Raw genomic sequence first — 25,348 nt, forward strand, 5'->3', positions numbered from 1 at the left:
CCCCCGCTAGTTTTCCTTCTTGGAACGGCCGGGGCCGAAGATGCGGTCGATGTCGTCGAGCGCGGCCTGCAGGCCCGGCGGGGTGATGAACCGAAAGTAGATCGTCTTGGACCGGAGAATCCGCTCGGGATCGGCGTCGAACGGCCCCTCATGGCCGACCGTACTGATCTCGACGCCCCAATGCTCCACGTCGCCGTAGTAGTCGCCGCGGCAAACCAGCCCGAGCATCTGCCGGACTGACTCGGGGTCGTGCTCGGTCGACTTCGCGATCTTGCTGATGCTCGTCCGCCACGGCTGGTGGGCGGCGCTGCGCCGGCGGTCCTGTAGCTCCCAGAAGGCGGAGGTCACGTCGGCGAGGGCGAGGGCCCAGCGGGTCTTCGCGTCGTCCTGGAGCCAGTCGTCGGACAGCGTGAGGACTTCGTCGGGATGCGGCAGGAACTTCTCCGTACGCCATTTCTCGGACGGTTTGCCGCGGTTGGTCACCGTCAGCAGGCCGAGCATCTCCATGGTGTCGGCGAGGTCTCACCGTGACCGGGACCGGGTATCCGCTGGTCTCCAGGGCGGCGATGCAGACGTCCCGGCGCCAGGCGCGCTCCTTGGCGGTGGCCCCGACGATGTGGCCCGGTCTGGCCTCATAGGGCTCGCCCCAGGTCACCTCGGCGTCCATCCCACCGGTCCGCCGGTCGAAAGTGCCCTGGTCAAGGGTGAGCACGAGGTAGTCCAGCGAGCCGGTCAGGTCGCGGCGGCCGGCGTTCAGCGCGATCATCCGCAGCTGGTCGCCCTGGGTGGGCAGCAGCCGGAACCACCCCGAGTCGAACCACTCGTCGTCGTGCCACACCATGTCGTACTCGGCCACCGTCGCCTCCCCTCGCCTGCCCCCATTGTTCCAGTCCGAGCCGACATCGGCTCGATCCAGCGCAGGTGATCCTGGCGCCAATTTCCGCCGCCCGTACTCCGGCGGAGAGTTGTGGCGTGCGCGGAGTTAAGGGGCGGCGGCGCCGGTGGCGCGTTTGATGGTGGACGGCGCTTGGCGACGTCGGCGGCGAGGCCGGAGAAGGTGGTGATGCCGCGAGTGCGCTCGGCCACCGGGAACCGGGAGATCCGCTCGCGGGCGAACCGGTCGCGTACGGCACTCCAGGCCTCGCGCTCGGCCACGTGCGGGTGCAGCTCCCGCAGCACGGTGATGATCTCGACCATCGCCCGCTCGTCCCGCAGCACCCGGGCGCCCAGCGGTACGACCAGCAGGATGTGGCCGGCCAGCAGGCCGAGGATCGCGGCCACCACCGCGATGATGGCGACCGTGGGAGAGGACAGGACGGCTGCCGCGACCGCGATCACCGCGCCGGCCAGCAACACCAGGATCTGCAGCATCCGCGCCTCGCCGACCCGGTGCCGGCCGCGGTCCACTCCGGACAGCAGTTGTTCGGCGACCCGCAGTGCCTGGTCGAAGTCGTCGCCGGTGGCCGGGCCCCGATTGGGCGCGTCCGGTTTCACAGGAACCTCCCCAAGACGGTGAAGAACTGGTTGCGTACGGCCGCGGCCTGGGCGGCGTCGAACTGGTGCCGCTGTTTGGCAAGGCCCACCCCGAAATCGTGGTCCTTGGAATAGGAGCTGATCGGTACGACGGCGAGCCGCACACGTCGTTTTTTCCCGTCCGCGGTCAGCCCACGCAGCACCTCACCGAAAGGTGAATCCGCGGTCGGGTGGCCGGGCACCGGAATGTAGTACTCCCTCGCGGCCGCGATCTCCGACCAGAAAAGGTCGCATTTGCCGACCGCGACAATCAGCCAGCGAAGCCGCTCCAGCGCTCCGGAGATGGCGAGTTTCTCTGCCAGCACACGGAAGTCGGCCAGCTCGCCGGCCAGATGCCAGGCTCGTACGGACGCGTCGTCCAGCGGCTCGCCGCTGGCTGTGATCTCGTCCAGCATGGTGGCCCGGTTGCCGGCGTTCCACGGGGTGTTGTAACCCCAGCACACGGTGTGGATGATGCCGACCGGCCCGCTGCCGGTGGCGAGCAGCTCGTCGAAAGCCGCCGCCTGGTTGTTGGATCGCTGGCCGGGCACCACAATCACCGAGGACCGCTGCGAAGTGGCCCCCGTGCGTACCAGCGTGCGATGTTTTTCCCTGTTATGGCTCTGACCCGGCGGCCGGTAGTCCGGTCCGATCCGGTTCACGATCGAGTCGTAGAGAACGGTCTTGCCGGCCCCGGGTTGGCCGGTGATAGCGATGGGATTGTCGGTACGGCCGAACCGCACCTTCCTGAGCTCGACACTCGCGTTCGCCGAGGGGTCAGGCTGGTCGCCGAGTTGCTCGGCTTCCGCCCATGTTGTGCTTACGTCTTCCCAGAAATCAGCGGTCACGCCACCTCCGCCGTGTCAGTAGCTGCGTACCGGGCGACACGATACGGCATCGCCGCGTGCGGGCCGCCGGGAGAGCACCCATTGCCCACATTCATGAACACGAGGCGAGCACTGGGTTTGCGGTGGCGCTACTGTCGCGACCATGGTGTTTCCAGCCGTACGTCTAACCGGGTGCTTTCCTGAGCTCTTCGGTTTCGTGCTCCTTGATCCGGCCCGGCTCGACCGGGCCTGCGGCGGCCACGCCGCCGGCCGGGACGTGTTGTCCCTGTTCGACGCGACCGACCTTGGCGAGCGGGTCGTACGGGACGGGGTGGCGTTGCCGATGTCCGGCGTCGACACCGGCTATTACACGGTCATCGTCCGGCACGCCGACGATGCGGCGCTGCCGTACGCGCCGAGATTTTCCTCGCCCGGCTGGGTCCTGGGCACCGAGAGCGGATACCTGGTCTTTTGCGGTGCCGGTTATCTGACCCGGTGGGACCCGCGGCACCCGAAGAACCGCGCGGTGGGGGTGCCGGGCGGCTGGTACGAGGTGGAGGTCCGCGGCTACTCGTTCCGGCAGGGTTCTGATGATGCGGCGTACGAATTCATCCTTACCCCGGTGCCCACGCAGCCGGCGCTCGCGGCCCGCCGGGACCAGAACTTCGCCGTCCTCAACCCGTCCTGATCGACTCGCGGCGCACTACCCGACCGTCCCGCACGTCGAGAATCTCCTGAAACAGAGCCGCATCCAGATCGTGGGTGGCCACCACCAGGGCGCGGTCGTGGGTGGCTTCGACGATGCTCGCCAGCACCTCGGCGGCGGTGGCCCGGTCCAGTCCTTCGGTGGGCTCGTCCAGGACCAGCAGCGGCGCGTCGGACAGCAGAGCCCGAGCCAGCAGCAGCCGCTGGCGCTGCCCGCCGGAGAGCCGGCCGCCGTCCTCACCCACCACGGTGTCCAGACCGGCCGGCAGGGTTTCCAGCCATGGCCCCAATCCGGCCCTGTGCAGCGCCTCGGTGACCTCGTCGTCGCCGGCCACCGGTCGGGCGATCAGCAGGTTGGCCCGAACGCTGCGATGGAAGACGTGCGAGTCGGCCAGTACGCCCCGGCAGCTGGCCGCGAGGTCCGCTGGCCCGACCGGTCGCCCGCCGGCGATCATCGTGCCAGCGGTCGGCGCGAGCTGGCCGGCGATCAGCTTCAACAGGGTGGTTTTCCCGGCACCGCTGGGCCCAACGAGGGCTACCCGCCGCCCCGGCCACAGGTCGAGGTCGACCCCGGACAGCACATCCCCGCTCCCGTATCCACAGTGGACACTGCGCAGCCGAAGCGTACGTACCGTGCCCTGGACTGCTTTGGGCTGTTCGTCAGGAGAAACGTCGAAGAGCGAGCCGACTCGGCCGAGCGAGCGGATCGAGCGGTGCCAGTACGCGGCCGCGTCGACCAGCGGCAGCGCCGATCCGACCGCGCCGAACGCGGCCATCGCGAGGGCCGCCGCGACCGGCCCGGTGACCCGAGTGAAGGACAGGACCGCGACCGCGCCGGTCGCCGGCAGGAAAAGTCCGGCCGCGGCCGGACCGGCCGCTGACTTTTCGTTACCCGCCAGCCGGATTCCGAGCAGGTGGGTGTGCCGAAGAAGCCACGGCCAAGCACCGGCGGCGGTCAGGTCGGCGGCTCCGTGCAGCTGGTCGGCCACCGCCGCGGCCAGCTCGCCACGTAGTGGCGCGAGCCGTTTGGCCGTACGACGGCTGACAAAGGCGGCCGACAACGGTGGGCCCAGCCAGGCCAGGAGCACCACGATCGCGGCCGCGAGGCCGGCCGCGGGGTCGACCACCGCGATGCCGGTCACCACCGCGGCACCGGTGCCCACCGCCGTGATACCCGGCAGGAGGCAGCGCACCAACAGATCCTGGCCGGCGTCCACATCGGACACCAGCCGGCTCAGCAGGTCGCCGCTGGCCAGCCGCGCGCGACCTTCGACCAGCCCGCCGAAGAGCAGTCCGCGCAGCCCGGCCACCATCCGCAGGGCCACGTCGTGTCCGCGCAGCCTTTCCACGTATCGCAGCGTTCCGCGCCCCAGAGCCAGCGCGCGTACACCCACGATGGCGACCGCGAGGACGGCGAGCGACGGGCGCCGCGCCGCCTCGCAGAGCAGCCAGGTCGCGGTGCTCAGCAACCCGATGCTGGCGAGTTCTCCAGCCACCCCGGCGATACCGGCCGGTGCCAGCGCGCGGCCAAGCCCGGGCATCGCCGATCTGATCAGCCCAGACGTACGCATTCGCCCACCTCCAAGTGGCCGTTTTCCAGCCGCAGCAAGCGATCGGCCAGCGCGGCGACCGCTGGCCGATGCGCGACGAGCAGTGCGGTACGGCCCTGGCTGATCCGCTCGATGCCGGCCAGCACGTCCGCCTCGGTGGCCCGGTCCAGCCGGGCGGTCGGCTCGTCGAGCAGCACGAGGTCGTGGTCTTGCAGGAAAGTACGCGCGAGCGCTACCCGCTGCACCTGGCCGGCGGACAGCCCGCAGCCGTTTTCGCCCAGCACAGTGGCATAACCGGCCGGTAGGGCGTCGATAAAGATGTCCGCGCCGGCCTGGCGGGCCGCGGTCGCGACGGCTTCCAGGTCGTACGAAGGCTGCCCCAGCCGGATGTTTTCGGCCACACTGCGGGCGAAAAGCCGCGGCGGCCGCTGCGGCAGCCAGCCGATCCGCCGGCGCCACTGTTCCGGGTCGAGGTCCGCAAGGTTGGCGCCGTCCACCGTGATGCGGCCGGAAGTTGGCTCCATAAAACGAAGAAGCAGCGACAGTAGGGTGGACTTGCCGGCGCCGCTCGGACCGGCCACCGCGATTCGCTCGCCGGGCCGGATCGTCAGGGACACGTCTCGCAATGCGTACGGGCCGTCCGGCTCATAACGCACGCTGACGTTCTCGAACTCTATCCGTGCCGCGGCCGACCGTACGCTCAATGTCGGTTTTGGTGCCGCCGCCGGAAGATCCAGGACAGCGAAGACGTCTTTGGCGGCGGCCAAGCCTTCCGCGCTGGCGTGGAACTGGCCACCGGCGGCCCGTAGCGCGAGAAACGCCTCCGGTGCGAGCAACAGCACCAATAATGCCGTCCGCAGACCCACTTGCCCGTCCAGTAGGCGGAAAACCGAGCGGAACCGCGACCAGTGCGACCGCTAGGCTCGCCAGGATTTCCAGCACCAGCGCGGACAGGAAGGCGATCCGCAGGGTCGCCATGGTGGCCACCCGACAGCGGTCCGCCAGCTGCCGGATGACCTCGACCTGCGCTCGCGCCCGGCCGTACATTCGCAGGGTGGGCAGCCCGCGCACCACATCCAGGAAATGACCGCCCACAGTGGACAGTCGGCGCCACTGCAAGTCCGTCTTGGTTTGGGTGTGCCAGCCAACCAGGATCCCGAAAATCGGCACCAGGGGCAGCGTCACAGCGGTGATGACCGCGGAGGTCGGGTCGGCGACGGCCAGCCGGATCAGCACTGTGACGGGGATGATCGCAGCCGTGACGGTCGCCGGCAGATAGCCGGACAGGTACGGTCGCAGGCCCGCGAGACCGCGAGTCAACAGCGTCACCAGCTCGCCAGATCGCTCGGTGGTCAACCGGGTCGGGCCGCGGCGGGCGCAGCTTTCGCTGACAGCGTCCCGAAGTTCACAGGTGATCGCGCCCGCGGACCGTTCCGCGAGGCGCACTCGTACCCACCCGACCACGGCACGGGCGCCGACCGCGGCGAGCAGCCAACTCGCGCTGTCGAGCCGGATCCGGCCGCTCATGGTTTCGGTCAGCAGCGCGGCGAACGCGTCTGCCTGCGCCAGCACGGTTCCGGCCACCACGACCGCCAGCGCGGTGCTGACCACCAGGTGCCGCCGTACCGACGGCAGACCGCGCAGCCGGCCAGCCACCGCGTCCTTGCTCACTGTCCACTCCGGACTCGCGGCACCGGCGTGCGGAAAAGCCACCAGCTCACGAGCTGGCTGGCGGCCATCAGCGGAGCGGCGATGACCGCGAAAGTGGTCAGGGTCTGCAAAGTCGACGAGCCAGAGGCCGCCGCGGCAACCGTCAGGCCGCTGGCCGGATCGACCGATGAGGCCACCAGAACTCCAGGGTGGGCGGCCACGAGCGCCACGATCGGCACCGCCATCGCGACCATACTGGCCGCGAAAGCCGACCACCACAGTCGATTCCGGCGCAGCCAGACCCGGACCGCCACCAGGGCGGCGATTCCCACGCAGAGCAGGACGATCTCGCTGCCCGTCTGTCCCATGTGGACGAAGGCCAGACAGCCGGCACTCACCAACAAAAGGCCAATCGACAGGGGCGCGCTGCGCTGCCCGATCCGAGCCGCCAGCTGGCGTACGTCACCGCCGGCCCGCAACGACAGGAAAGTCGCGCCGTGCGTGACCATCAGCGCGACCATGGTCAACGCACCGACGTACGTCATCGGCTGGGTCAGCAGCGCCAGCTGGTCCGGAGCCGCACCGATCCGCCAGGGCAGGCCGACGAAGAGTGTCCCCAGCACCGCGCCCCAGCCCAGCGCCGCGGCCACCGCGCCACCGGCCGCGATCGTGCCGGCGACTCGTTGCCCGCGACCTCGGGCCACCCAGAAAAGCGGAACCCCTGCGGTGACCGCGACAACGCCAGCCAAGGCCACGACCACCAGCGGATATAACCCGGACAACAACAGTTCTTCGGCGTGCGTGAACGCCCCGGCGACCACCCCAACAGTGGCGACCAACCAGACTTCGTTGCGGAGCAACACCGGTCGCAGCGTGTCCAGCGTCTCGGCCCGGGCCCGTCCAGAAAGAACGGACAGCATGCCGACGCCGTAGTCATAGCCGGCCAACAGCAGGTAGCCGGCAAAGAGCACGCCCAGCGCGAGCGCCCAGCCGATCACAGGGTCACCATCTCAAGGTCGTCTCGTACGGGTTCGATGCCGCTGTCATCGGAAGGAACGGACCAGAAAGTCCAGCCTGGACCACGTTTTGCCAGCCGGGTCAGCAAGATCCAGTCAAGGCCGCCGAGAAATGCGAACAGCACAGCGAAAATCGCGAAGCTCACTCCCACGGTGGTCGCCCCGACGCCGGAGATGGCCTGGTCAGTTTTCAGTACGCCGTAGACGACCCACGGTTGCCGGCCGACTTCTCGCCACACCCAACCGGCGATGGCGGCGAGGAACGGCAGGAACATCAGGTACGTCAGCAGCCGCAGCGGCCACGACCAGCGCAACAAACGGTCCCGGAAAGAAAGGAAGAGCGAGGCGACCAGGCCGACCGCCGCAAGAACAATGCCGATGTAGAGCATGGTGTCGCCGGCCCAGTGAATCCAGTCCGGCGGCAGGTAGTTGCCCGGGCCGTACTGAGCGCTCAGGTCGGCCTGCACCTTCGCCATCTCGACCGGACTTTCGTGCCACATGGCGGCTTTTGCTGGTATCAATGTGAAAACGTGGAACTGTCGGACACCGGTATAGATCTGGGCGCCGGCGGCCAGAGTGGCGATCGGCAGCGCGAACCGCAGCGTGGGCAGGAAGAATTCGCGGTCCCGGCCGCGCCGCAGGTGCCATGTGCTGACCCCGATCATGAACCAGGCGCCGACCATAATGCCGGCCGACGCGACGTGCGGGAAGGCCAGCCAGAGGTTCGGGTTTGTCAGCAGCGCCCCGAAATCGGTCAGTATGCCCACGTCACCTTGGATCGCGTACCCGACCGGGTGGTGCAGGAAGGAATTCGCCACCAGCACCCAGAAAGCGGACAGGTACGCGGTCACGCAAAACCAGCCAGATCACCACCGTGTGCGCGACCCGGCCGATCCGGTCCCAGCCGAAGATCCAGATCCCCAGCAGCGTGGATTCTATGAAGAACGCCACCAGCGTCTCCATGGTCAGCGGGGCACCGAAAACCCCACCGACCAGCTTGTTCAGCCCGGCCCAGTTCAGCCCCAGCTGGAATTCCATCAGCACCCCGCTGGCGATGCCGACCAGGTAGTTGACCACGTACAGCTGGCCCCAGAACCGGACCTGCCGCAGGTGCTCGGGGTTTTTCGTGAACGCGTATCGGGTCTGCAGGATCGCGACCAGCGTCACGAGCCCGAGAGTGAGAAGGACAAAGAGAAAATGAAACGAGGTGGTGGCGGCGAACTCCCACCGCGCCACAGTCAGTTCGCTCATGACACCGATGCTGCCGACCACACCCCGTCGTCCGCCTCGTCGTCATGCTGTCAGTTGCCCGTACTCCCAGGGGCGTACGCCTACCGCGCGGCGGTCTTGAGGGCAGACCGTGACCTTCGCTCTGGCCTTCGCCCCTGACCTGAGACCGGCCAGTCAGAACGGCGAGTCAGAACGGCCAGTCGGCGTTCCGGCCGCCTTCCAGCAGAGGGATCATCGCGAAGCACTGGTCGGTCAGCCCACCGAAGGTGTATCGGTTGGCTCGGTCCGCGGCGTGGCCCTGTTGGTAGCCGGCCAGATTCCAGGTATACAGCGGAACAGTGTCCGGCAGCAGCGCCTGCCCGACATCGCCGCGGGCCGCTTGCTCGTCGGTGAGGATGACAACCCGGTCATGCCCCGCGAAGTGCCTCTGCACGGCGCCGACAGTGTCGGTGCCGCCGTTGAGAAAATAGCCGTCGGACTTCCACCGCTGCACGGCCTTGAGCACCGATTCCCCCGCCTTGGCGGGAAAAAAACCAGCGACGGGGTCTGGCCCTGCCAGCCGTTCGAGAAGGACACCACGTCGGCCTTCTCACAGCGTTGCGCCAGCGCCAGGCCGAAAAGCACCGCCGCGTCCCACCGCATCAGGCTGCCGTCCCGCGAGAAGCTCTCGTCCATCGATCCCGAGGTGTCGACCAGCACCAGCGTACGTCCACGCAGCGCGGGAATGCGGCCGAGTGAATGCTGCAGAGCCTGCTCCAGCGGCCAGGCCCAGCGCAGGCTTGGTGCCGCGTTGTACGCCGACAGGAACCGCATCGGCAGCTGCCGCGACCGCGCGACCTGGTCCGGATCGGCGAGTCTCTCGGCGACTTTTCCGGCGCTCCGGTCGGAAAGTCCGGCCTGGTCGAAATTCCGCAGGTTGCGAAGCAGCGCCATGTAACCCATCGACGGGATGATCGCGGCCCATTTCTTGGCCGAGAGCGGAGCCTGCAGCCATCCGGACAGCGATTCCCACGTCATGCCCGCATCGCGCAGCACGGCCGCCACTTCTTCGGGCTCGTGCCGGGTGAACAGCTCGATCCGGGCCTCGTGCGGCCAGCTCATCAGATCCGCGTGCGCGACCAGCAGCGGCAGCGAGTCCGGGATCGGGTTGTCGCGCTTGTGTCGCCGGTCGATGGCGTGCCGGAAAAGATCGCCCTGCCACGGCGAATCCGCCGCCGGCGAGGCGTGTGTCAACTCCAGTACGTCCGCGAACCGGTAGCCATGCGCGGCGGAATCCCACTTGAGCAGCGAACGCTGGTCGTACAACCGGCGTACCCCGTCGGCGATCCCGCGCTTGACCGGTTTCGGGATGGACCGGCCATAACGTGAGGTCCAGTACGCCAGCAGCTCGCCCGGCTCGTCGGCGCGCAGCAGCACGGAATCGACCACCTGACGGGAAAGTCCGGCCTCGCCGGCGAGCAGTCGGGCGCGCGCGAACTCGGCGGCGCCGACCAGCGCAGCCGAGCGCAGGTTGGCCTCGGTCCGCAGCCAGCGCAGGAACCGGCCAGTCCAGTCCGGATCCTGCTGGGTCACCGCATGCACCAGCCCGACGAAACGGCTGTCGCGATCGCCGGCGGACACATAGAAAGTCTCCTCCCCGACCAGGTTCATCACGGCCAGCAGGAAAAGTTCCGACTTCGCGTCACGAGCGTAACCCGCGCCACCTTGAAACGTCAGCTGGCTAGGCACCTGCTCGCTGGTCACCGGACCGAACGCGGCCGGCCTGGCCGTCGCCGCGTTGAACTTGCTCACGTCTTTCCCCTCCGTGTGGGGAGCCGCAGCTTCAAGAATGCCCGAGACCAAAGTCGGAAACGGTACGTAATGTGCTCTCCCAGCTGAGCTACGGTCGCCCGAACGACCGGCGGGACTCGAACCCGCGACCTCACCATTAAAAGGAAGTAACCGTCGCCTGCGCACCGGGCATCCATGAAGTTGTCGCTCCCGAGATCAGTAATGCCCAGCGGTGGATTCTTTAAGGAAGTAACCGCCAAGCCGCGCACCGGGAGTGCTCTGGAACAAGATCGTATCTGGGGTGGCGCTGATGGTCGATCGGTTTTCCCTTTGGGGAAGCGAGTCTGCCCCGCGCGATCAGGAATCAGCGGGGCGGGGTGACCAAGCCACTGCGGTACGCCATGGCGACGAGTTGCGCACGGTCGCGCGCGTCGAGTTTGACCAGTGCCCGGCTGACGTGGTTTTTTTTTCGCGGTGGTGGGGCTGATGAACAGGCGCTCGGCGATGTCGTCGTTGTTCAGGCCTTCGGCGACCAGGGTGACCACTTCACGTTCGCGTTCGGTCAGTGCGGCCAGCGCCGCGTTGTCCACAGTGGACGGTCCAGGGCTGGCGGCGATCCGGGCGATCATCCGCCGGGTGACACCGGGGGAGAGCAGACCGTCGCCGCTGGCGACCACCCGGATCGCCCGCAGCAGCTCGACCGGATCGGTGTCCTTGACCAGAAAACCGCTCGCGCCGGCCCGTAAGGCGGCCAGCACGTGCTCGTCGTGATCGAACGTGGTGAGGATGAGGACGTGTACGCCAGCCAGATCCTCGTCGGCGGTGATCCGCTGAGAGTCGCTTCGATGCCGTCCAGCTCCGGCATCCGGATGTCCATCAGCACCACGTCCGCGCGTACTTTTCTTACTAAATCAAGGACTTCGTGACCGGTGGATGCCTCGCCGACCAGTTCCAGATCGTCCTCGGTTTCCACCAGAGTCCGGAAACCGGCTCGTACCAGCGCATGGTCGTCCGCGATCAGCACCCGGATGCGGCTCATCGGGACTCCACCGGCAGCTGGCACGCGACCTGAAAACCGCCGCCGACCCGGCCGGCGTCAAAGGTGCCGCCGAGCGTACGAGCGCGCTCTCGCATGCCGGCGAGGCCGCTGCCGCTGCCGCCGAAAGAGCCCGATCCCGACCCGTCGTCCTCGACGGTGATGCCGAGCGCGTCGGATCGGTAGGTGAGCTGGATCGCCACTTTGCTCGCGTGCGCGCGTGTCGGACCACGTTGGTGAGCGCCTCCTGGACGATCCGATATGCGGCGAGTTCCACCGCGGCCGGCAGCGTCGCCGGTTCTCCCAGCACGGTAACGGTGGCGTGCAGGCCGGCCGCCTCGGCCATCCGAGTCAGCTCCGGCAGCCGGCGCAGGCTCGCCGCCGGGTGCCGTTCGTCCAGGTTGGCGTCCTGGCTGCGCAGCGCCCCAAGGACGCTACGCAGTTCACCGAGCGCCTCGGTGGACGTCTGTTTTATGGCATCCAACGACTCTTTGGCCTTCTCCGGCCTGCGGTCGATGACGTGCGACGCGACCCCCGCCTGCACGCTGATGCTCGCAATGCTGTGCGCGATCACGTCATGCACCTCGTACGCGATCCGCAGCCGCTCCTCGTTCACCAGCCGGGCCGCCTCGGCGTCCCGCTCCCGCTCCAGCTGCGCGACCCGCTCGGTCATCACCTTGCGCCACGCGAGGTTGTAGCGGATCGCCTCGCCGAAAGCGACGGAGAGCTCAGTGCCAGCAGGACCGCGATGACCGAGTAATCGACGAACCGGTGGTCGCTGAAGAGCAGCCGGATCGTTCCGGTGCCGAAGCCGATGGTCAGCAGGCCGGCCAAAATCCCTGACCAGCGGCCCAACACGATGGTCAGGGTGACGCAGACGATGATCGGCACGATCAGGATCACCCGGCCGTAGAAGCCGAGCAGGAACCACAGCAGCATGCAGGTCAGGTTGGTGACGGCGGTTGGTACGGGATAGCGCCGACGCAGGATCGTGGCCGCCGTGACCGCAGCGACCAGGAGCGCGCCGACCACGTCGAAGCGGCGAAGGTCGACGCCGCCGAGCCCGATGCCGGTGATGCCGTTGAAGGCGATCACCCCGCCAGTGACCAGGCCGAGTGCCAGGTCGTACCGGCTCGGCCGGCGATCCCGGAACCAGGCTGCGTTCATCCGCTCACGCTAACCGGCGGGCGGTGCTTAGTCGTCGTCGTACGGCGGTATGCGCCTACTCCAAGTGACGTAGTGCCCCCTTGAGGCCGTGGAGCAGCAGATCGGTGACCGTGTCGACCACTTCGTCATCGGAGTAGTCGGGCCCGCCCTCCGGGAGCAGTGCGTACGCGAGGGTGGCCAGCATCCCGCCCATCGCGGCCGCGATCAGGGCCGGGTCGCCGGGCAGTTCATGCCGGCGTTCTCGCAGGTAGTCGAGGTGCTCGCGAAGCACCGCGGTGTCTTGGGAGAGCCGCTGCCAGGCCTGTCCCGACTGCGATCCGGCGGCCATCGCGGACTCCTGGAGGGCGACGATGACCGGCAGGTTGTCGCGCATCAGCCGCCAGGGCACCGCGAGGTGGGCGCGCAGTTGGGCGCGGTCGGTCAGGTCGTGGTCGGGGGGGGTGCTCGTGACTGCCCAACTCGTCGCTGGCCTGCTCGTGCATGTCCGCCAGCAGCGCCTGGAGCAGCGCTTCCTTGCTGGCGAAATGGTCGTAGAACACGCCGGTGGCCCGGCCCGCCGCCGAGGTGATGTCGGCGATTTTCGTCTTCAGGTAGCCGCGCTCGACGAACAGCCGACGGGCGGCCTCCTTGAGCGCCGCCTCGGTCTCGGCCGCTTTGGCCTTTCGTACGCCCACCCGATTGCCTCCTTGACGTTTGTCGTCGCCGCTGATCATACTGAACAAAGTTTCGGCGAATATAGGTTCGGTGAATATGATTTCAGGAGCTGTGATGAAGGCTGTTATCGCTGGTGGGGGAGTGGCAGGTGCGGCCAGCGCGATCGCGTTGGCCCGGATCGGCGCGGAGGTGACGGTGGTTGAGGCGTACGAGGATCCCGCCGGTCCGGTGGGTTCGTTCCTCAGCCTGGCCGCGACGGGGGCTGCGTGGGCTGGGTGCGCTGGGCTGCCTGACGCAGGTGCAGGAGGTCGGCTTTTCGGTGCCCCTGCAGCGAATGTGGTCTGGCAACGGGAAAATGCTCGGTGAGGTGGCCCGAGGCCGTCCGGACGGCGATCCGTTGCACAGTGTCACGCTCATGCGCGGCGATCTGGTCGAGGTGCTGCGGGAGGCCGCCGTACGTGCCGATGCGCGGATCGTCACCGGGCAGCGGCTGGCCGGCGTCGTCGACGGCGCCGATCTGGTCGTGGGCGCGGACGGGCTCTGGTCGGGATATCGCGGGGAGTTGGACGCGACCGCTGCAGAGCCCAGCTATGCCGGTCTCTACAGCGTTTTCCGGGGTGTCGCGCGGCCTTGCGCGGCCTTCCGGGACATTCAACATGGTCTACGGCCGGCGGGCCACTTTCCTTTATCTGCCAGCCCCGGATGGCTCGATTTGGTGGCAGGCACAGGTGCCTTCGGCCCAGCCGCCGGACCTGGCAACGATCGGGATCGATGAGTTGATGACGGTTTTTGTCGCGGACACTCACGTTCTGCCGATCGTACGGGCAGCCGGCGCAGTCCTGGGCTCGACTCTGCACCATGTCGTCGGGCCGGTCAGCCGGCACCAGGACGGACGGACCGTGTTGGTCGGCGACGCCGCTCATCCAGTTGGCGCCGGCCAGGGTGCTTCGATGGCGATCGAAGATGCCGTTGTCCTCGCCCAACAACTGCGCAAGGCTGACTCTGTCGCCGCGGGTTTGCGGGCGTACGACCACTTGCGCCGCACTCGTACCGAGAAGATGGTCAGGATGGCCGCCGCCAACACCGACGCCAAGATCGCCGGCCCCCTCGCGGCGCGAATGCGGAACCTTTTCATGCCGCTGTTTTTCGCCCGTGCTTACCCAAAAGCGACGGCTTGGCTCTACGCGTACGACCCGGGGACCCTGCCGGTCACGGTCCGCTAGCGGGTCGGATGCCGGTGCGAGCTGGGTGGCTGCTGGGGCGGTGGTTGCGCCGGCGGCGACTGGTGGGGTGGCTGCGGTCGCGGCGCGGTTTCGCGGGCTTTTTTCGCGCAGCCGCTCGGCTCCGTCCCGCACGCCCATCGCTTTTGCCGCATCTTCCGGGGAAAGCACGCCAGGGGCGGGCCGGGGGAGGGGGGGTGGTGGTGCGCTCGCGGTGACTTTTGCGTCCAGCGTACGGAAGGCGTTTTCGGCCAGCCGCAGGCCGGCCGAGTGCTGAGTGAGTTTTCCGCCGTATTCCTGGAGTTTCACGCTCTGCTCGGACATCCGTTGACCGTGGACCATGGTCAGGTGCGCCTGCTCGGTGATCAGGTCGATGTGCTCGCGCAACTGGCCGTCGTGCTTACCCAGCAGCTCGGAGTTGCCGGCGGTTTCGGCCTGCGTCGCGCCGAGATCTTCCCGTACCGAAGCCAATTCCGCGCCCACGTGATTAGTGTGGGCGTTGAGAGTGCTGACCGTACGCCGCTCGGCCGCCCCAATCCGCTCCTCGGTGTGCCGGTAGACGGCTTCCAGTTTGCCGTCGGTATTGGCCTCCAGAATGGTGACCTTTTGCTGCAACGCGGCGATTTCGGTTTGATGCCGCTGTTCCTGTCCGGCGAGCGCCGCATTGACTGCGGTATTGACTGCGGTCTGGATCCGTTGGTCGAGCGCGTCGCCCATCGACACCTCAACGGCGTCGAGGCGCTCGTTGGTGTGTTTCTGTCCATCTTTGAGGCTGCGTACGACTTTTCCAAACAGCTCAAGCGTCCGCCGATAGCGGGTATTGAGCGAGGTAATGCCCTTGCCGTGCTGCTGAACCTGATCGTCAAGCGGCGTGTCTACGTCTTTGCCCGCTTTCCGATCCTTGGCCATCTCCCTGCTGCCTTCACGCCCCTCACCGATCTTGCTGAACACGGTCTGACCGAAGGTGAGTGCGGAGCTCAACGCGGTGGTGACGCCCGCTCTGATCGCGGTGTCCTGGAGAACCGCAAGGGAGTAGTTGTGGGACAGTAGAGTTGTGGACACCGTGGTGGAAATCCACTGAATCGGCGAGAGACCAGCAATCTTCAGCCCAGTCTTGCGAGCCTCCTCAAAAACCCCATCCTGCTGTTTCTTCTCAGTCACACCGGAGGCACTGAGGCCACTTCGAACGACGCCATTCCGGTTGCGACTGAATTTAGTCATGATGGCTGCACAAACCCACAACGATTGGTCACGATGCCGGGAACCGACTGGGCGACCATCTGCATCGTGTTCTGCTCGCTGAGCAGCGGCTCCTCATCACTATCAGCGCGGAAAGCGATCATGTTGTCCCAGATCGACTTCGCGTACGCCCCCTGTAGCCAAGCGACGTAGGGATCGATCATCAACTTCAAGAGGATGCGCCCCTCGCGTCCCACCTGGAAATAGCCTGGCGTGTCTTCGCTCTCGCCGAGTCCGTCACCGCTGGGGAACAGCCGGTGATTCTTGAGGAATTCGAGGCCGGACGGCCCATCCGGATCAAACTCGGCCAGCAACCCGTACTTGAACAGGCGGTCCACCACAGCCAACACGTCCACGGCGGGATTCCCGTCCGCTTCTTGCGCAGCCATCTCAAGGGTTGCCAGGTTCTCCAGATCCGCCCGGCTGAACTCGCAGCGGGCTCGCGGCCTCGGGATCTGCGTAGCTGAGCAGCCAGACTCGATACTCGTCCCTAGTGAGGTCGATAATCTCGGTTGGCTTGACGATCTCGAAAGTGCCGGGACCGGTGATGGCACCGTTGCTGTCGTCCCGGTCAAACAGAGGTCCGCCGTCGAAGCCGACTGGGACGATGACCTTGGCCACGAAGAAACCCTCCACCCGTTGGCGTGTGTTGCTTAGGGCAGAAGCGTATCAAGGAGCCGGGCGCTCACATACCGTTACGAACAGATACAACAAACGCCTGCCAGTCAGTAGCACTGAACGTCAAGATGGGCGACTGGGCACCAAGTTTCGAGTCGCGTACGAGCATGCAGTTACACACATTCCCCGCAACCTCAACGCACGCGCCCTGAGGTGGCTAGACCTTGAAGGATTCCGCCTGCCTGGCCGCTGGAATGGTGGAGCAGCTGGATGGTGATGATCGTCATCGGTGTCAACGACGTCAACGCCGTGTCCAACGGGCGGTCGCCGACCCTCGCTGGCCGGCTTTTCGCTACGCTGGTGGCCATCGCGGTCCGGTCCCGTTCCGCGACGGAGGTGCGAGAGTGACCGGAGACGACGAACATTTCAGCGCCTGGAACGAAGAGATCGCGGACGTGATCGAGACGATCGAGCTGCGCGGGGTCAAGGACTGGCTGGCTGGTCGTACGGACGGCGTCCGCGACTGGGCCAACGGCATCGACACCACCTTCGACCCCAACGCCTGACCTCATAAACTCATCCGGCGGCCCTAAAACGGTGGTTCGGCTGGCCAGGTGGTGGGTTTTTTCGGGTGGGGGGCGGCTGGACGCGTGGTTCGTCCTTGTCGTTCAGGTAGATCGATCCGCGTCGCCGGTTTCTGGTAGGTGGGCAGACGTCTTCTCCGGGCGGTGGTGGCTCGGTGACGTAGACGCGTCCGGTGGGGCTCATGACGGTGTACGTGCCGTCTGGGGCAAGTCTTACCTTCCAGTCGGTGTGTTTTCAACCGGTGGTGGAAGCGGCCCAAGCTGAGAAGATTTTCCTTGCAGGTGCACCCATCCGGAAACGGGATGGAGTGGTCTTTGTCGTGCCGGCCCCGACCACGACTCGCAGGTCAACGCCCGGCTTGCGTGAACGAGTATGGCCGGTACCACCAGAACCCGCTGCAGTTGCTGAGGAAGTGGACGGCTCGTACCCGCAGCCGTCGGTGCCACCGCCGCTTACACCCGTGCCGTCGGCTGTGCGCTGGTTGCCTTCACTGTTGTCTGTGTCATCGTCCGGGAGTTGCGGTGCCGGAATATCACCCAAGCTGCGGCTAGTAGCCAAATCCAGCAGCGCGTCCGCGCGGCGGACGTCCATCGATCGCGGATCATCGTCTGGGCAGGAATGTGCGTACGCGTCCAGGATCGACTTTCGTTGGGTGGAATCGAGATGTGGTGGGTGCGGCCGCGACTTTCGGGGCGTCGGCAAGGACGAGGTCAAGGAGTCCGGGAAAGCGGGGGGCCTGGAGGTCTTCGGTGCGTACGCTCAGAATTCGGCGCGCGCCGTTGATGCGCTCGTGGATGACTCCAGCCTCGCGCAGGATCTTCTGGTGGTGGGAGAACGTCGAGCGGCTGATCGTCAGTCCAGCGGCATGGTGGAGATCGTTGCAGGGCGAGGAGCCCAGAGGCAGAAGCGTCTGCACCACGAGCAGGCGCACCGGGTCAGCCAGCGCGGCCAACACTGCGCACAACTCGAGATCGATCGGAGGGCGCGGGGTGTCTGTCGTCACTGCTCACAGGCGAAGGCTAGCCACCGCATCTATCGATGTCTATCGTACTGTTCGATATCCATCGACATAAAGGGTGTTCCCGTGACGACAGATGTCTGGACCACGTCGTTTCTCGCTGCTCTCGCCGGACCCGAGGTGAGTCTCCCGTTTCCGCCGCGGTCGCGAGCGTTTGCCAACCAGACGATCCGCCAGTCGGTCCGGCTGAGGCGGGCCGGGACGGCTGTACGTCGTTCTCGGCAACGAGTTCGGCCGCCAACCGCTGGTGATCGACGAGATCGTCGTCAGCGGAGCAGCAAAGCACGACGTGCCGGCGCTGCGTCATGGCGTCGGGCGCTGGCACCTCGCGCCGGGCGTGACAGCGGCCAGCGATCCGGTCCCGCTGCCGGTCGATGCCGGTGAGGAGCTGTCGATCAGCTGCTTCGTCGCGGGCACGACCGAGCCGGCGACCTATCTGCACTCGGCCCAGCGAACCAGTGAAATCGCCGCCGGCAACCAGACGAGCGACCGGCACCTGCGAAGCGCGCAGTCGTCGCCGTCGCTGTACTGGATCGCCCGCGTGCTCGTCGACGCGCCCGCGCAAGGTCCGGTCATTGTCGCGATCGGCGACTCCATCACCAGGGGTGACTTCACCACGCTCGACGCGGACCAGCGGTATCCCGACCACCTGCAGCGACTGCTGCCGGCTGGTGCGGTCGTACTGAACGCTGGTCTGGGCGCCAACCGGATCCTGCGTTCTGGGCTCGGTCCGCCGATGGCCGAGCGGTTCGAGCGGGACGTGCTGTCGGTCACCGAGACAACCCACGTCATCGTCATGGGCGGAATCAACGACATCGCGCTGCCGAAACTGCTGGGGGAATCGCAGCCAACCGCCGCCGTGATCGTCGACGGACTCAATACGCTCGCGCGCCGAGCGCGGGAGCGCGGCATCTCGCCGCTGCTGGGCACCATCACCCCGGTCGGTGAAAGCCGTATCGGTGACTTCGTCGGGTCCGGGAATGAGGACATTCGCTTAGCCGTAAATCAGGCCATCAGAGCGCAGGCTGAGTGGCCTGTGGTGGATTTCGCGGCGGCTGTTGCCGAGGCTGGCGACGCGGACCGGCTGGCCAGGTCGTACGACTCCGGCGACGGGCTACACCCCAACGACGCGGGAGCGCGAGCCCTTGCCGGTGAAGTCGACCTGAATCTCCTCACAGGGTCGGCATCCGGCTGACTTTAGGGAACCGTGGGACGGGTGCGCTGCGTCGAAGCGGGGAGGTCGACGAGAGGTGGACTGATCGTGCGGATCTTCCCGACGACAGCAGCGATAGCAGCGATGGTGGTCCTGGTAGCTGGGTGCGGCGGACCTCAGGAGGTGCGTACGCTGCCGATCAGCGCGCCAGCGGCCAGCGTGCCGACGACGGTTTGTACGACCGTGCCGGCCGATGCCCAGGGCGTGTCCCTTCCCGCCGGATTCCAGGTCGCGTGGGTGCTGCGGTGTTCCATCGCGTCGCGTACGTTGGCGGGCAACGGAAAGTGGCAGATGCTGGTGTCGGAGCGGGCCGACACCTCGGCGACTGATCTGGTGGCCGCGCTGGAGAAGCCGTCGCAGCCGCGGGCGACGAACGTCCACTGTCCGTACGTCCGGCCGCAGACGTCCTCTTTCGTGCTGGTCGACGGCTCTGGCCGGGGCATCACCCCGGCAGTCCCCACCCTGTCCTGCGGCCAGCCCCCAACCAGCGGTGGCGGCGCCCTGGATGCCCTCAAGTTCCACGAAATCTACGCCCGCCCCCTCGGCCGCCGCTGAAACCGCATATCCAGCGGCGGCCATAAGACGGTCAGTCCTCGCCGAGGTAGGCCTTGCGGACCTTGGGGTTACCGAGCAGGTTCTCGCCGGTGTCGGACAGCGCGATCCGACCGATCTCCAGCACGTGACCGTAGTCGGCGAGCTCGAGCGCGGCCTGGGCGTTCTGTTCGACCAGCAGGATCGTGGTGCCGCTTTGCCGCAGCTCAGCCAAAGTGTCCATGATCCGGGCCATCATGATCGGGGACAGGCCCATCGACGGCTCGTCCAGCATCAGCATTTTGGGCGCTGACATCAAAGCCCGGCCGATCGCCAGCATCTGCTGCTCACCGCCGGAAAACGTGCCGGCGGCCTGCTTGCGCCGTTCGGCCAGCACCGGGAAGAGGGTGTACGCCCTCTCCAGGTCGCTGGTGACGGCGCCTTTTCGAGCGTACGCACCGAGAAGCAGGTTCTCCTCGACCGTCATCCGGGGGAAGATGTGCCGACCCTCGGGGACGTGCGCGAGCCCGCGCTCGACGATCTGGTGAGCCGGCACCTTGTCGATCCGCTCGCCGGCGAACGTGATCGACCCGCCGGCGGTCGGCAGCAGATTGGAGATGGTCCGCAGCGTGGTCGTCTTGCCGGCGCCGTTGGTGCCGATCAGGCTGACCAGTTGCCCCTCGCCGACGGTGAAGCTGATTCCCTTGACTGCCTTGATTTTGCCGTACGCCACCTGGAGGTCCTTGACCTCCAGCATCGGAGTGCTCGTCACGCGCCGGCCTCCTCGTCCAGGGACTTCTCGGTGGCCGGCTTGTTGGCGTGGGTGGGGCCGCTGCCGATGTACGCCTCGATGACCCGCTCGTCCGACTGCACCTGCGCCGGCGTGCCCTCCACCAACGTCTCGCCGCGGACCAGGCAGGTGACCCGGTCGCAGAGCCGGAAGATGAACCGCATGTCGTGCTCGATCACCACGACCGACACGCCCCGCTCGCGGATCGCGAAGATCAGGTCGGTCGCCTCGCCGGTCTCCTGCGGGTTCATGCCGGCGGTTGGCTCGTCCAGCAGCAACAGCCCCGGCTCGGTGGCCAGCGCTCGGGCGATCTCCAGCCGGCGCTGGTCGCCGTAGTTCAGGTTCCGTGCGAGGTGGTCACCGACGTCGGTGAGACCAACGAAGCTGAGCAGCTCCTTCGATTTCTCGACGGTCTCCTTCTCCTCCCGTCGGTAGCGCGGTCCGTGCAGGATCGACGTGAGAACGCCGGCGGACGTACGGCAATAGCGCCCGACCATCACGTTTTCCAGCGCGCTCATGTTGCCGAACAGCCGGATGTTCTGGAAAGTACGCGCGACGCCTGCCCGGGTGACCGCGACCGGCTGCGGTTTGAGGGTTTTGCCGAGATACCGCACGGTGCCGCTGGTCGGCTTGTAAAGACCGGTGAGGCAGTTGAAGAACGTCGTCTTGCCGGCGCCGTTGGGGCCGATCAGGCCGACGATCTCGCCTTCGTTGACGGAGAAGTTCACCTTGTTGACGGCCACCAGGCCACCGAACCGCATGGTGACGTCGGTGGCATCCAAGACGACCTGGCCGGCGACCGGTGACGATTTCTGCAGGGCGGGCGCGGTCATGCTTTCGCCACCCCCACTTGGTCCGTCAGCTCGGTGTCGGCCACCTGAGTGTCCAGCTCGGTCGCTAATTCCTCGTCCTCCTCATGCAGTTCCAGCTGCCGCCGCCGACTGGCGATCATGCCTTCGGGCCGGAACCGCATCATCACCACCAACAGCAGCCCGAAAAGCAGCAGCCGGTAGTCCGCGAAGAACCGGAGTTTCTCCGGCAGCAGCTTCAGAATCGTGGCACCGAGCAGTACACCGCCGACCGTACCCATGCCGCCCCAGCACCACCGCGGCGAGCAGGAAGGCCGACTCCAGGAACTGGTATTGGTCCGGTGTGACGGAAAAATCGTGGTGGGCCTTGATGGTGCCGGCGAGTCCGGCGAGGAACGCGCCGCCGGCGAAGGCCAGCAGCTTCAGGCCGAAGATGTTGATGCCCATCGCCTCGGCGGCCCGTTCGTCCTCCCGGATCGCCACCCAGCCGCGGCCGATCCGCGAGTTGTTCAACCGGGCGAAGGCCAGCACGATGGCGCCGACCAGTACCAGCAGCAGGAAGTAGTAGTTCGCGAAGCGCCCCAGCACGATCCCGAAGACGGTGTGCGGCTGGCCGAAGTCAAAGCCGAAGAAGTTCAGGTCCGGGATCGACGGGATGCCGTTCGGGCCATGGGTCAGGTTCGGCCCGTTGGTCCCGTCCAGGTTGTTCATGGTGAGCCGGAAAATCTCCCCGAACGCCAACGTCACGATGGCCAGGTAGTCACCGCTGACCCGCAGTGTCGGACTGCCGATGATCAGACCGAAACAGGCCGCGACCACCGCTCCGAAGACCATCACCACCAGGAACGGCGGGTGCAGCCGATGGTCGCGAAGGCGGAGTTGGAGAACATGGCGCCGACGTACGCGCCAGAGCCCAGGAAGGCGATGTATCCGAGGTCCAGCAGGCCGGCGAGGCCGACCACGATGTTCAGGCCGATCGCGGTGGCCGCGAAAATCAGCACCTGGGTCGCGATCGACATGTTGGCGTCGCTGCCGTTCTGGGTGAACGGGAAGGCGAAGGCGGCGACCACCGCGGCGAGCAGCGTCACCCGCCGGTAGTCGACGAACGCGTGGTTGAGGAAGCCGAGCAGCCCGAAGGCGCGGCAGATCAGCACCAGCCCGGTCACGAAGACCATGAAGCCGACGAAAACCCAGCCGTCGTCCTGGTTCAGCAGATATGCGCCGGCGAACAGCGCCAACGCGAGCGCGGCGGCGATCATCAGGATCTGAGCCCAGCCGGGCACGTTCCAGTTCAGCTTGGCTGGCGGCTCGGACGGCAGCGCGCGGCTGGCCACCAGCATCAGCAGTGAGCCGACCGCCGGCACCGCGATGCCCGGCTCCAGGTTCACCAAGCCACCGAGCTGGATGACGATCGAGGCGAGCATCATCCAGACGACGATCACCGAGAAGATCGCGGTGGCGCGTACGCCGCCGCCGGCCCGCCCGGCAACGCACGGCGCAGCCCGGTCCGCTGGGTGATCAGGAACAGCACCCCGATCGCGCCCAGCGCGATCACCCAGTACTGCACGGGAGCGGGGTTGAAGTAGAGCGTCACGTCGCCGAGCAGGCTGCGGTCGTACGTCCAGCGCATGAAACCGCCGAGCAGTACGAGCAGGGTGCCGACCAGCGACAGTGGCCAGGCCAGTTTCCCGAATCTGGCTTGCAGGAAGGAGTCCAGTTTGGTGGTCACGCGCGGTCCACCACCCGGGCACCGAGCAGTCCTTGCGGCCGGAACACCAGCACCAGGATCAGGATCGCGAAGGCCCACACGTCTTTCCACGCGCTGCCACCGAACCGGCCGGGGATGTACTGGGTGGCCCATGGTTTTCCACCAGGCCCAGTACGAGGCCGCCGACGACCGCGCCGTAAATGTTGCCGATGCCACCGAGCACCGCGGCGGTGAACGCCTTCAGGCCGGCCAGGAAGCCCATCCGGAAGTCGATGTTGGTGTTGATCAGGCCGTGCGCGATGCCGGCGATCGCGGCCAGTCCGCCGCCCAGCATGAACGCGATGACGATGATCCGGTCGACGTTGATGCCCATCAGGCGGGCGGTGTCCGGGTCCTGCGACACGGCCTGCATGGCCCGGCCGGTCTTGGTCCGGTTGATGAAGTAGTAGAGGAAGATCGTGCAGATCACCAGTGCGGACAGGGTGAAGATGGACGAGCGCTGGACCAGCACGCCAGCCACGTTGATCGGCGTACCGGTCACCACGTCGATCTGCGGGAACGGCAGCGCCTGGGTGGCGTCCGGGAAACCGGGGATGTCACCGTAGAAGAGCCGTACGGCCTCCTGCAGGAACACCGAGACGCCGATCGCGGTGATCAGCGGGGCGAGCCGGGGAGCGTTGCGCAGCGGTCGGTACGCGACGCGTTCCATCAGGACCGCGACGCCCATCGAACCGCCGATCGCGGCCAGGATCATGAACGGGAAAACCCACAGAGCGGTGTTGTCCTTGAACAGCGCCAGCCACACCGTGAGACTGCTGAACGCGCCGATCATGAAGACTTCGCCGTGCGCGAAGTTGATGAGTTGGATGATGCCGTAAACAACCGTGTATCCGACCGCGATGAGCGCGTAAAGCGCGCCCAGCGACAGCCCGTTCACGAGTTGCTGGAGCAGCTGCTCCACTGCCTGCACGTGTGACCTCCGTGGGTTGAGCCCTGGTGGGGCCTCCCGCTGATGGCGGACAAAGGGCCGGGCGCGTGGCCCGGCCCTTCGCTACGAGAGTTAGTCCTTGAATTCCCCGGTGTTGACGCCCTTCCAAGCCGTGCCGTCGACCTTGTAGACGGTCAGCGTCTTGTTGGTGGTGTCGCCGTACTGGTCGAAGGCGACCTGGCCGGAGACACCGGCGAAGGACACCTTCGAGAGCGCGTCGATGGTCGCCTGCCGGGCCGACTTGGCGTCGGTCGCGTTGGCCAGCGAGGTCTTCAGCGCGGCGATAACAGCGTTGGCCGCGTCGAAGGCGTACGCACCGTACGAGGAGTTGTCACCCTTGTAGCCACCGGCGGTGTAGTCGGAGACGTACTTCTTGGCAGCCGGCAGCTGGTCCAGCGGCGCGCCGACCGAGGTGGCGAAGTTGCCAGGCGCGGCGTTGCCGGCCAGCGTCAGGTAGTCCTTGGAGTACATGCCGTCGCCGCCCATCAGCGGGATCGACAGGCCGGCGGACTTCATCTGCTGGGTCAGCGGACCGGACTGCGGGTATTCGCCGCCGTAGTAGAGCAGTTGCGGCCCGCTCGGCTTGATCTTGGAGACGACGGCGCTGTAGTTCTTGTCGTCCGGGTTGATCGTCTGCGCCGAGACGATGGTGCCACCGAGCTTCTTGAACTCCTCGGTGAAGGTCTGCACCAGGCCCTGGCCGTAGGTCTTCTTGTCGTGCACGGTGGCGACCTTGGTCAGGTGCAGCGTGTTGTAGACGTACCGGGCCGCGAACGGGCCCTGCACGGCGTCCGTGGTGCAGGTGCGGAAGTAGTTGGCGTACGGCCGCTTTTTTTTTCGTCGTCGCCCAGGTGGCGCCCTGCGTCAGGCTCGGGTTGGTGTTGGCCGGCGACACCTCGGCGACCTTGGCCGCGGAGAGCACTGGCTGCACGTTCTGCGCCACGCTGGAGTTCAGCGTGCCGACCACCGCGACGACCTGGTTGTCGGAGGCGAGTTTGGTGGCCGCGTTCTTGCCGACGTCGGGGTTGGCCTGGTCGTCCTGGTCATCGAGCTGAAGGGTCCAGCCGGGGATGGCCTTGGCGTCGTTGGCCTGCTTGATGGCGAGGTTGACCGAGTCCCGGATGCCCTGGCCGATAGCCGACAGGTCACCCGAAAGCGGGGCGATGACGCCGATTTTGGCGATTTTGCCGCCGGTGCTGCCGGACCCGCTGTCGCCGCTGCGGCTGCCGCATGCGGTCAGTGCCAGCGCCGAGACGGCGAGCACCGCCCCCACGCGGACCATTACACGATGGTGCACTTTGGTTCCCCTCCAGATGTCAGCGGACGGGATTTCCCCTGCCGCAGGTGGCCCGAAAATAGACCATCGACAGGGCCTACGTCCGCTCTTTGCCGAGTGTTGCCGTGGGAAATGGCCGTCCGGCTGGTCCTAACGTGTCAGTACAGTCGCCCTTAACGTGTTAGTACGTCCGGCCGAAATCCGGGTGAAACATGCCGGACCGTAGTCGATTTCCC

32 protein-coding genes and 5 pseudogenes are annotated in these 25,348 nt (G+C 66.8%); 9 read left to right on the plus strand and 28 right to left on the minus strand.

Features of this window, described 5'->3' with window-relative positions:
- Positions 1-6: 6 nt before the first annotated feature.
- From GNX96_RS62835 to GNX96_RS07425, 3 genes and pseudogenes are all read right to left on the minus strand, one after another.
- Positions 7-510 (minus strand): annotated as a pseudogene (locus GNX96_RS62835) (DUF6042 family protein); the annotation flags it as partial.
- Between the two features lie 252 nt (positions 511-762).
- Complete coding sequence (locus tag GNX96_RS07420) at positions 763-1,494, minus strand: hypothetical protein (RefSeq protein WP_163567496.1); 732 nt, start codon at positions 1,492-1,494, stop codon at positions 763-765.
- Positions 1,491-2,360: a hypothetical protein gene (locus GNX96_RS07425; protein ID WP_163567497.1), complete on the minus strand. Its 870-nt coding sequence runs from the start codon at positions 2,358-2,360 to the stop codon at positions 1,491-1,493. The genes GNX96_RS07420 and GNX96_RS07425 overlap by 4 nt, the downstream gene beginning before the upstream one ends.
- Positions 2,361-2,556: 196 nt before the next feature.
- Between GNX96_RS07425 and GNX96_RS07430 the strand changes: the two genes are divergently transcribed.
- Positions 2,557-3,027: a hypothetical protein gene (locus tag GNX96_RS07430; RefSeq protein ID WP_279579682.1), complete on the plus strand. Its 471-nt coding sequence runs from the start codon at positions 2,557-2,559 to the stop codon at positions 3,025-3,027.
- On the opposite strand, the gene cydC is transcribed toward GNX96_RS07430, so the two are convergent.
- The 12 genes and pseudogenes from cydC to GNX96_RS07475 form a co-directional block, all read right to left on the minus strand.
- On the minus strand, positions 3,014-4,615 hold the full coding sequence (gene cydC / locus GNX96_RS07435) for a thiol reductant ABC exporter subunit CydC (RefSeq protein WP_163567499.1): 1,602 nt from the start codon (positions 4,613-4,615) through the stop codon (positions 3,014-3,016). The two genes, GNX96_RS07430 and cydC, sit on opposite strands and share 14 nt — an antisense overlap.
- The gene (locus GNX96_RS49790; protein WP_279579683.1) at positions 4,597-5,250 is read right to left on the minus strand and encodes an ATP-binding cassette domain-containing protein; all 654 of its coding nucleotides are present in this window, start codon (positions 5,248-5,250) and stop codon (positions 4,597-4,599) included. Before GNX96_RS49790 ends, cydC begins: the two co-directional genes overlap by 19 nt.
- Positions 5,240-6,265 (minus strand): ABC transporter transmembrane domain-containing protein, encoded by a 1,026-nt coding sequence (locus tag GNX96_RS49795; RefSeq protein WP_279579684.1) that lies wholly within the window; start codon positions 6,263-6,265, stop codon positions 5,240-5,242. Before GNX96_RS49795 ends, GNX96_RS49790 begins: the two co-directional genes overlap by 11 nt.
- A complete protein-coding gene (locus GNX96_RS07445; protein ID WP_163567500.1) occupies positions 6,262-7,242 on the minus strand; it encodes a cytochrome d ubiquinol oxidase subunit II in 981 nt (326 codons plus the stop codon). Before GNX96_RS07445 ends, GNX96_RS49795 begins: the two co-directional genes overlap by 4 nt.
- Positions 7,239-8,111 carry a cytochrome ubiquinol oxidase subunit I gene (locus GNX96_RS07450; protein WP_279579685.1) on the minus strand — a complete coding sequence of 291 codons (873 nt, stop codon included), beginning with the start codon at positions 8,109-8,111 and terminating at the stop codon, positions 7,239-7,241. Before GNX96_RS07450 ends, GNX96_RS07445 begins: the two co-directional genes overlap by 4 nt.
- A complete protein-coding gene (locus GNX96_RS49800; protein WP_279579686.1) occupies positions 8,029-8,511 on the minus strand; it encodes a cytochrome ubiquinol oxidase subunit I in 483 nt (160 codons plus the stop codon). The genes GNX96_RS07450 and GNX96_RS49800 overlap by 83 nt, the downstream gene beginning before the upstream one ends.
- A gap of 231 nt (positions 8,512-8,742) precedes the next feature.
- On the minus strand, positions 8,743-10,281 hold the full coding sequence (locus GNX96_RS07455) for a TROVE domain-containing protein (protein WP_279579687.1): 1,539 nt from the start codon (positions 10,279-10,281) through the stop codon (positions 8,743-8,745).
- Positions 10,282-10,624: 343 nt separating this feature from the next.
- Positions 10,625-11,278 (minus strand): annotated as a pseudogene (locus GNX96_RS07460) (response regulator).
- Entirely contained in the window at positions 11,172-11,969 is a 798-nt protein-coding gene (locus tag GNX96_RS07465; RefSeq protein ID WP_163567501.1) for a sensor histidine kinase, read from the minus strand. The pseudogene GNX96_RS07460 and the gene GNX96_RS07465 overlap by 107 nt, the downstream one beginning before the upstream one ends.
- Positions 11,969-12,463 carry a hypothetical protein gene (locus tag GNX96_RS07470; RefSeq protein WP_163567502.1) on the minus strand — a complete coding sequence of 165 codons (495 nt, stop codon included), beginning with the start codon at positions 12,461-12,463 and terminating at the stop codon, positions 11,969-11,971. The genes GNX96_RS07465 and GNX96_RS07470 overlap by 1 nt, the downstream gene beginning before the upstream one ends.
- Positions 12,464-12,518: 55 nt before the next feature.
- Positions 12,519-12,734, minus strand: coding sequence for a hypothetical protein (locus tag GNX96_RS49805; protein WP_279579688.1), 216 nt, complete (start codon positions 12,732-12,734; stop codon positions 12,519-12,521).
- Entirely contained in the window at positions 12,691-13,176 is a 486-nt protein-coding gene (locus GNX96_RS07475) for a helix-turn-helix domain-containing protein (protein WP_279579689.1), read from the minus strand. The genes GNX96_RS49805 and GNX96_RS07475 overlap by 44 nt, the downstream gene beginning before the upstream one ends.
- 55 nt (positions 13,177-13,231) lie before the next feature.
- On the opposite strand from GNX96_RS07475, the gene GNX96_RS49810 reads away from it, so the two are divergent.
- The 4 genes from GNX96_RS49810 to GNX96_RS07485 all read left to right on the plus strand — a co-directional run bounded on the left by GNX96_RS49810 (position 13,232) and on the right by GNX96_RS07485 (position 15,387).
- Positions 13,232-13,483 carry an NAD-binding protein gene (locus GNX96_RS49810; RefSeq protein WP_279579690.1) on the plus strand — a complete coding sequence of 84 codons (252 nt, stop codon included), beginning with the start codon at positions 13,232-13,234 and terminating at the stop codon, positions 13,481-13,483.
- Positions 13,473-13,892 (plus strand): hypothetical protein, encoded by a 420-nt coding sequence (locus GNX96_RS49815; protein WP_279579691.1) that lies wholly within the window; start codon positions 13,473-13,475, stop codon positions 13,890-13,892. Before GNX96_RS49810 ends, GNX96_RS49815 begins: the two co-directional genes overlap by 11 nt.
- A 4-nt stretch (positions 13,893-13,896) precedes the next feature.
- Entirely contained in the window at positions 13,897-14,340 is a 444-nt protein-coding gene (locus tag GNX96_RS49820; RefSeq protein WP_279579692.1) for an FAD-dependent monooxygenase, read from the plus strand.
- A 267-nt stretch (positions 14,341-14,607) separates the two neighbouring features.
- Positions 14,608-15,387 (plus strand): hypothetical protein, encoded by a 780-nt coding sequence (locus GNX96_RS07485; protein ID WP_163567503.1) that lies wholly within the window; start codon positions 14,608-14,610, stop codon positions 15,385-15,387.
- A 167-nt stretch (positions 15,388-15,554) separates the two neighbouring features.
- Here GNX96_RS07485 and GNX96_RS07490 read toward each other — a convergent pair whose 3' ends face one another.
- The 3 genes and pseudogenes from GNX96_RS07490 to GNX96_RS62840 form a co-directional block, all read right to left on the minus strand.
- Positions 15,555-15,932 carry a hypothetical protein gene (locus tag GNX96_RS07490; RefSeq protein ID WP_279579693.1) on the minus strand — a complete coding sequence of 126 codons (378 nt, stop codon included), beginning with the start codon at positions 15,930-15,932 and terminating at the stop codon, positions 15,555-15,557.
- 34 nt (positions 15,933-15,966) lie between these two features.
- Positions 15,967-16,197, minus strand: a complete 231-nt coding sequence (locus tag GNX96_RS07495) for a hypothetical protein (RefSeq protein ID WP_163567505.1) — start codon at positions 16,195-16,197, stop codon at positions 15,967-15,969.
- A gap of 64 nt (positions 16,198-16,261) precedes the next feature.
- A pseudogene (locus GNX96_RS62840) lies at positions 16,262-16,390 on the minus strand (DUF397 domain-containing protein); the annotation flags it as partial.
- A gap of 74 nt (positions 16,391-16,464) precedes the next feature.
- On the opposite strand from GNX96_RS62840, the gene GNX96_RS07505 reads away from it, so the two are divergent.
- Positions 16,465-16,602, plus strand: a complete 138-nt coding sequence (locus tag GNX96_RS07505) for a hypothetical protein (RefSeq protein ID WP_163567507.1) — start codon at positions 16,465-16,467, stop codon at positions 16,600-16,602.
- Positions 16,599-16,760, plus strand: coding sequence for a hypothetical protein (locus tag GNX96_RS07510; protein WP_163567508.1), 162 nt, complete (start codon positions 16,599-16,601; stop codon positions 16,758-16,760). Before GNX96_RS07505 ends, GNX96_RS07510 begins: the two co-directional genes overlap by 4 nt.
- Positions 16,761-17,380: 620 nt before the next feature.
- On the opposite strand, the gene GNX96_RS07515 is transcribed toward GNX96_RS07510, so the two are convergent.
- Positions 17,381-17,710 (minus strand): ArsR/SmtB family transcription factor, encoded by a 330-nt coding sequence (locus GNX96_RS07515; RefSeq protein ID WP_390623943.1) that lies wholly within the window; start codon positions 17,708-17,710, stop codon positions 17,381-17,383.
- 334 nt (positions 17,711-18,044) lie between these two features.
- On the opposite strand from GNX96_RS07515, the gene GNX96_RS07520 reads away from it, so the two are divergent.
- Together GNX96_RS07520 and GNX96_RS07525 are read left to right on the plus strand one after the other, a co-directional pair.
- Complete coding sequence (locus tag GNX96_RS07520; RefSeq protein ID WP_163567510.1) at positions 18,045-18,992, plus strand: GDSL-type esterase/lipase family protein; 948 nt, start codon at positions 18,045-18,047, stop codon at positions 18,990-18,992.
- 66 nt (positions 18,993-19,058) lie between these two features.
- Positions 19,059-19,565 carry a hypothetical protein gene (locus tag GNX96_RS07525; protein ID WP_163567511.1) on the plus strand — a complete coding sequence of 169 codons (507 nt, stop codon included), beginning with the start codon at positions 19,059-19,061 and terminating at the stop codon, positions 19,563-19,565.
- A 31-nt stretch (positions 19,566-19,596) separates the two neighbouring features.
- Here GNX96_RS07525 and GNX96_RS07530 read toward each other — a convergent pair whose 3' ends face one another.
- The 9 genes and pseudogenes from GNX96_RS07530 to GNX96_RS62845 form a co-directional block, all read right to left on the minus strand.
- Positions 19,597-20,313 carry an ABC transporter ATP-binding protein gene (locus GNX96_RS07530; RefSeq protein ID WP_279579694.1) on the minus strand — a complete coding sequence of 239 codons (717 nt, stop codon included), beginning with the start codon at positions 20,311-20,313 and terminating at the stop codon, positions 19,597-19,599.
- On the minus strand, positions 20,310-21,164 hold the full coding sequence (locus tag GNX96_RS07535) for an ABC transporter ATP-binding protein (protein ID WP_279579695.1): 855 nt from the start codon (positions 21,162-21,164) through the stop codon (positions 20,310-20,312). Before GNX96_RS07535 ends, GNX96_RS07530 begins: the two co-directional genes overlap by 4 nt.
- A complete protein-coding gene (locus GNX96_RS49825) occupies positions 21,161-21,283 on the minus strand; it encodes a hypothetical protein (RefSeq protein WP_279579696.1) in 123 nt (40 codons plus the stop codon). The genes GNX96_RS07535 and GNX96_RS49825 overlap by 4 nt, the downstream gene beginning before the upstream one ends.
- Positions 21,246-21,974 carry a branched-chain amino acid ABC transporter permease gene (locus GNX96_RS49830; protein WP_279579697.1) on the minus strand — a complete coding sequence of 243 codons (729 nt, stop codon included), beginning with the start codon at positions 21,972-21,974 and terminating at the stop codon, positions 21,246-21,248. Before GNX96_RS49830 ends, GNX96_RS49825 begins: the two co-directional genes overlap by 38 nt.
- Entirely contained in the window at positions 21,974-22,582 is a 609-nt protein-coding gene (locus tag GNX96_RS49835; protein WP_279579698.1) for a hypothetical protein, read from the minus strand. The genes GNX96_RS49830 and GNX96_RS49835 overlap by 1 nt, the downstream gene beginning before the upstream one ends.
- The gene (locus GNX96_RS49840; RefSeq protein WP_279579699.1) at positions 22,579-22,869 is read right to left on the minus strand and encodes a hypothetical protein; all 291 of its coding nucleotides are present in this window, start codon (positions 22,867-22,869) and stop codon (positions 22,579-22,581) included. Before GNX96_RS49840 ends, GNX96_RS49835 begins: the two co-directional genes overlap by 4 nt.
- A 58-nt stretch (positions 22,870-22,927) precedes the next feature.
- Entirely contained in the window at positions 22,928-23,818 is an 891-nt protein-coding gene (locus tag GNX96_RS07545) for a branched-chain amino acid ABC transporter permease (protein ID WP_279579700.1), read from the minus strand.
- A gap of 90 nt (positions 23,819-23,908) precedes the next feature.
- Positions 23,909-24,640, minus strand: a pseudogene (locus GNX96_RS49845) (branched-chain amino acid ABC transporter substrate-binding protein); the annotation flags it as partial.
- Between the two features lie 94 nt (positions 24,641-24,734).
- Positions 24,735-25,118 (minus strand): annotated as a pseudogene (locus GNX96_RS62845) (ABC transporter substrate-binding protein); the annotation flags it as partial.
- Positions 25,119-25,348 lie beyond the last annotated feature (230 nt).

Origin of the sequence: Fodinicola feengrottensis (assembly GCF_010993775.1) — a bacterium.
Classification (GTDB): Bacteria; Actinomycetota; Actinomycetes; order Mycobacteriales; family HKI-0501; genus Fodinicola; species Fodinicola feengrottensis.

What these genes read in the sequence shown, in the direction of transcription:
- cydC (WP_163567499.1), bottom strand. Translation starts at nt 4,615, where the DNA reads ATGCGTACGTCTGGGCTGATCAGATCGGCGATGCCCGGGCTTGGCCGC.
- GNX96_RS49800 (WP_279579686.1), bottom strand. Translation starts at nt 8,511, where the DNA reads ATGAGCGAACTGACTGTGGCGCGGTGGGAGTTCGCCGCCACCACCTCG.
- GNX96_RS07465 (WP_163567501.1), bottom strand. Translation starts at nt 11,969, where the DNA reads ATGACCGAGCGGGTCGCGCAGCTGGAGCGGGAGCGGGACGCCGAGGCG.
- GNX96_RS07470 (WP_163567502.1), bottom strand. Translation starts at nt 12,463, where the DNA reads ATGAACGCAGCCTGGTTCCGGGATCGCCGGCCGAGCCGGTACGACCTG.
- GNX96_RS07475 (WP_279579689.1), bottom strand. Translation starts at nt 13,176, where the DNA reads ATGATCAGCGGCGACGACAAACGTCAAGGAGGCAATCGGGTGGGCGTA.
- GNX96_RS49810 (WP_279579690.1), top strand. Translation starts at nt 13,232, where the DNA reads ATGAAGGCTGTTATCGCTGGTGGGGGAGTGGCAGGTGCGGCCAGCGCG.
- GNX96_RS49815 (WP_279579691.1), top strand. Translation starts at nt 13,473, where the DNA reads ATGCTCGGTGAGGTGGCCCGAGGCCGTCCGGACGGCGATCCGTTGCAC.
- GNX96_RS49820 (WP_279579692.1), top strand. Translation starts at nt 13,897, where the DNA reads ATGACGGTTTTTGTCGCGGACACTCACGTTCTGCCGATCGTACGGGCA.
- GNX96_RS07505 (WP_163567507.1), top strand. Translation starts at nt 16,465, where the DNA reads ATGGTGATGATCGTCATCGGTGTCAACGACGTCAACGCCGTGTCCAAC.
- GNX96_RS07535 (WP_279579695.1), bottom strand. Translation starts at nt 21,164, where the DNA reads ATGACCGCGCCCGCCCTGCAGAAATCGTCACCGGTCGCCGGCCAGGTC.
- GNX96_RS49825 (WP_279579696.1), bottom strand. Translation starts at nt 21,283, where the DNA reads ATGATCGCCAGTCGGCGGCGGCAGCTGGAACTGCATGAGGAGGACGAG.
- GNX96_RS49830 (WP_279579697.1), bottom strand. Translation starts at nt 21,974, where the DNA reads ATGGTCTTCGGAGCGGTGGTCGCGGCCTGTTTCGGTCTGATCATCGGC.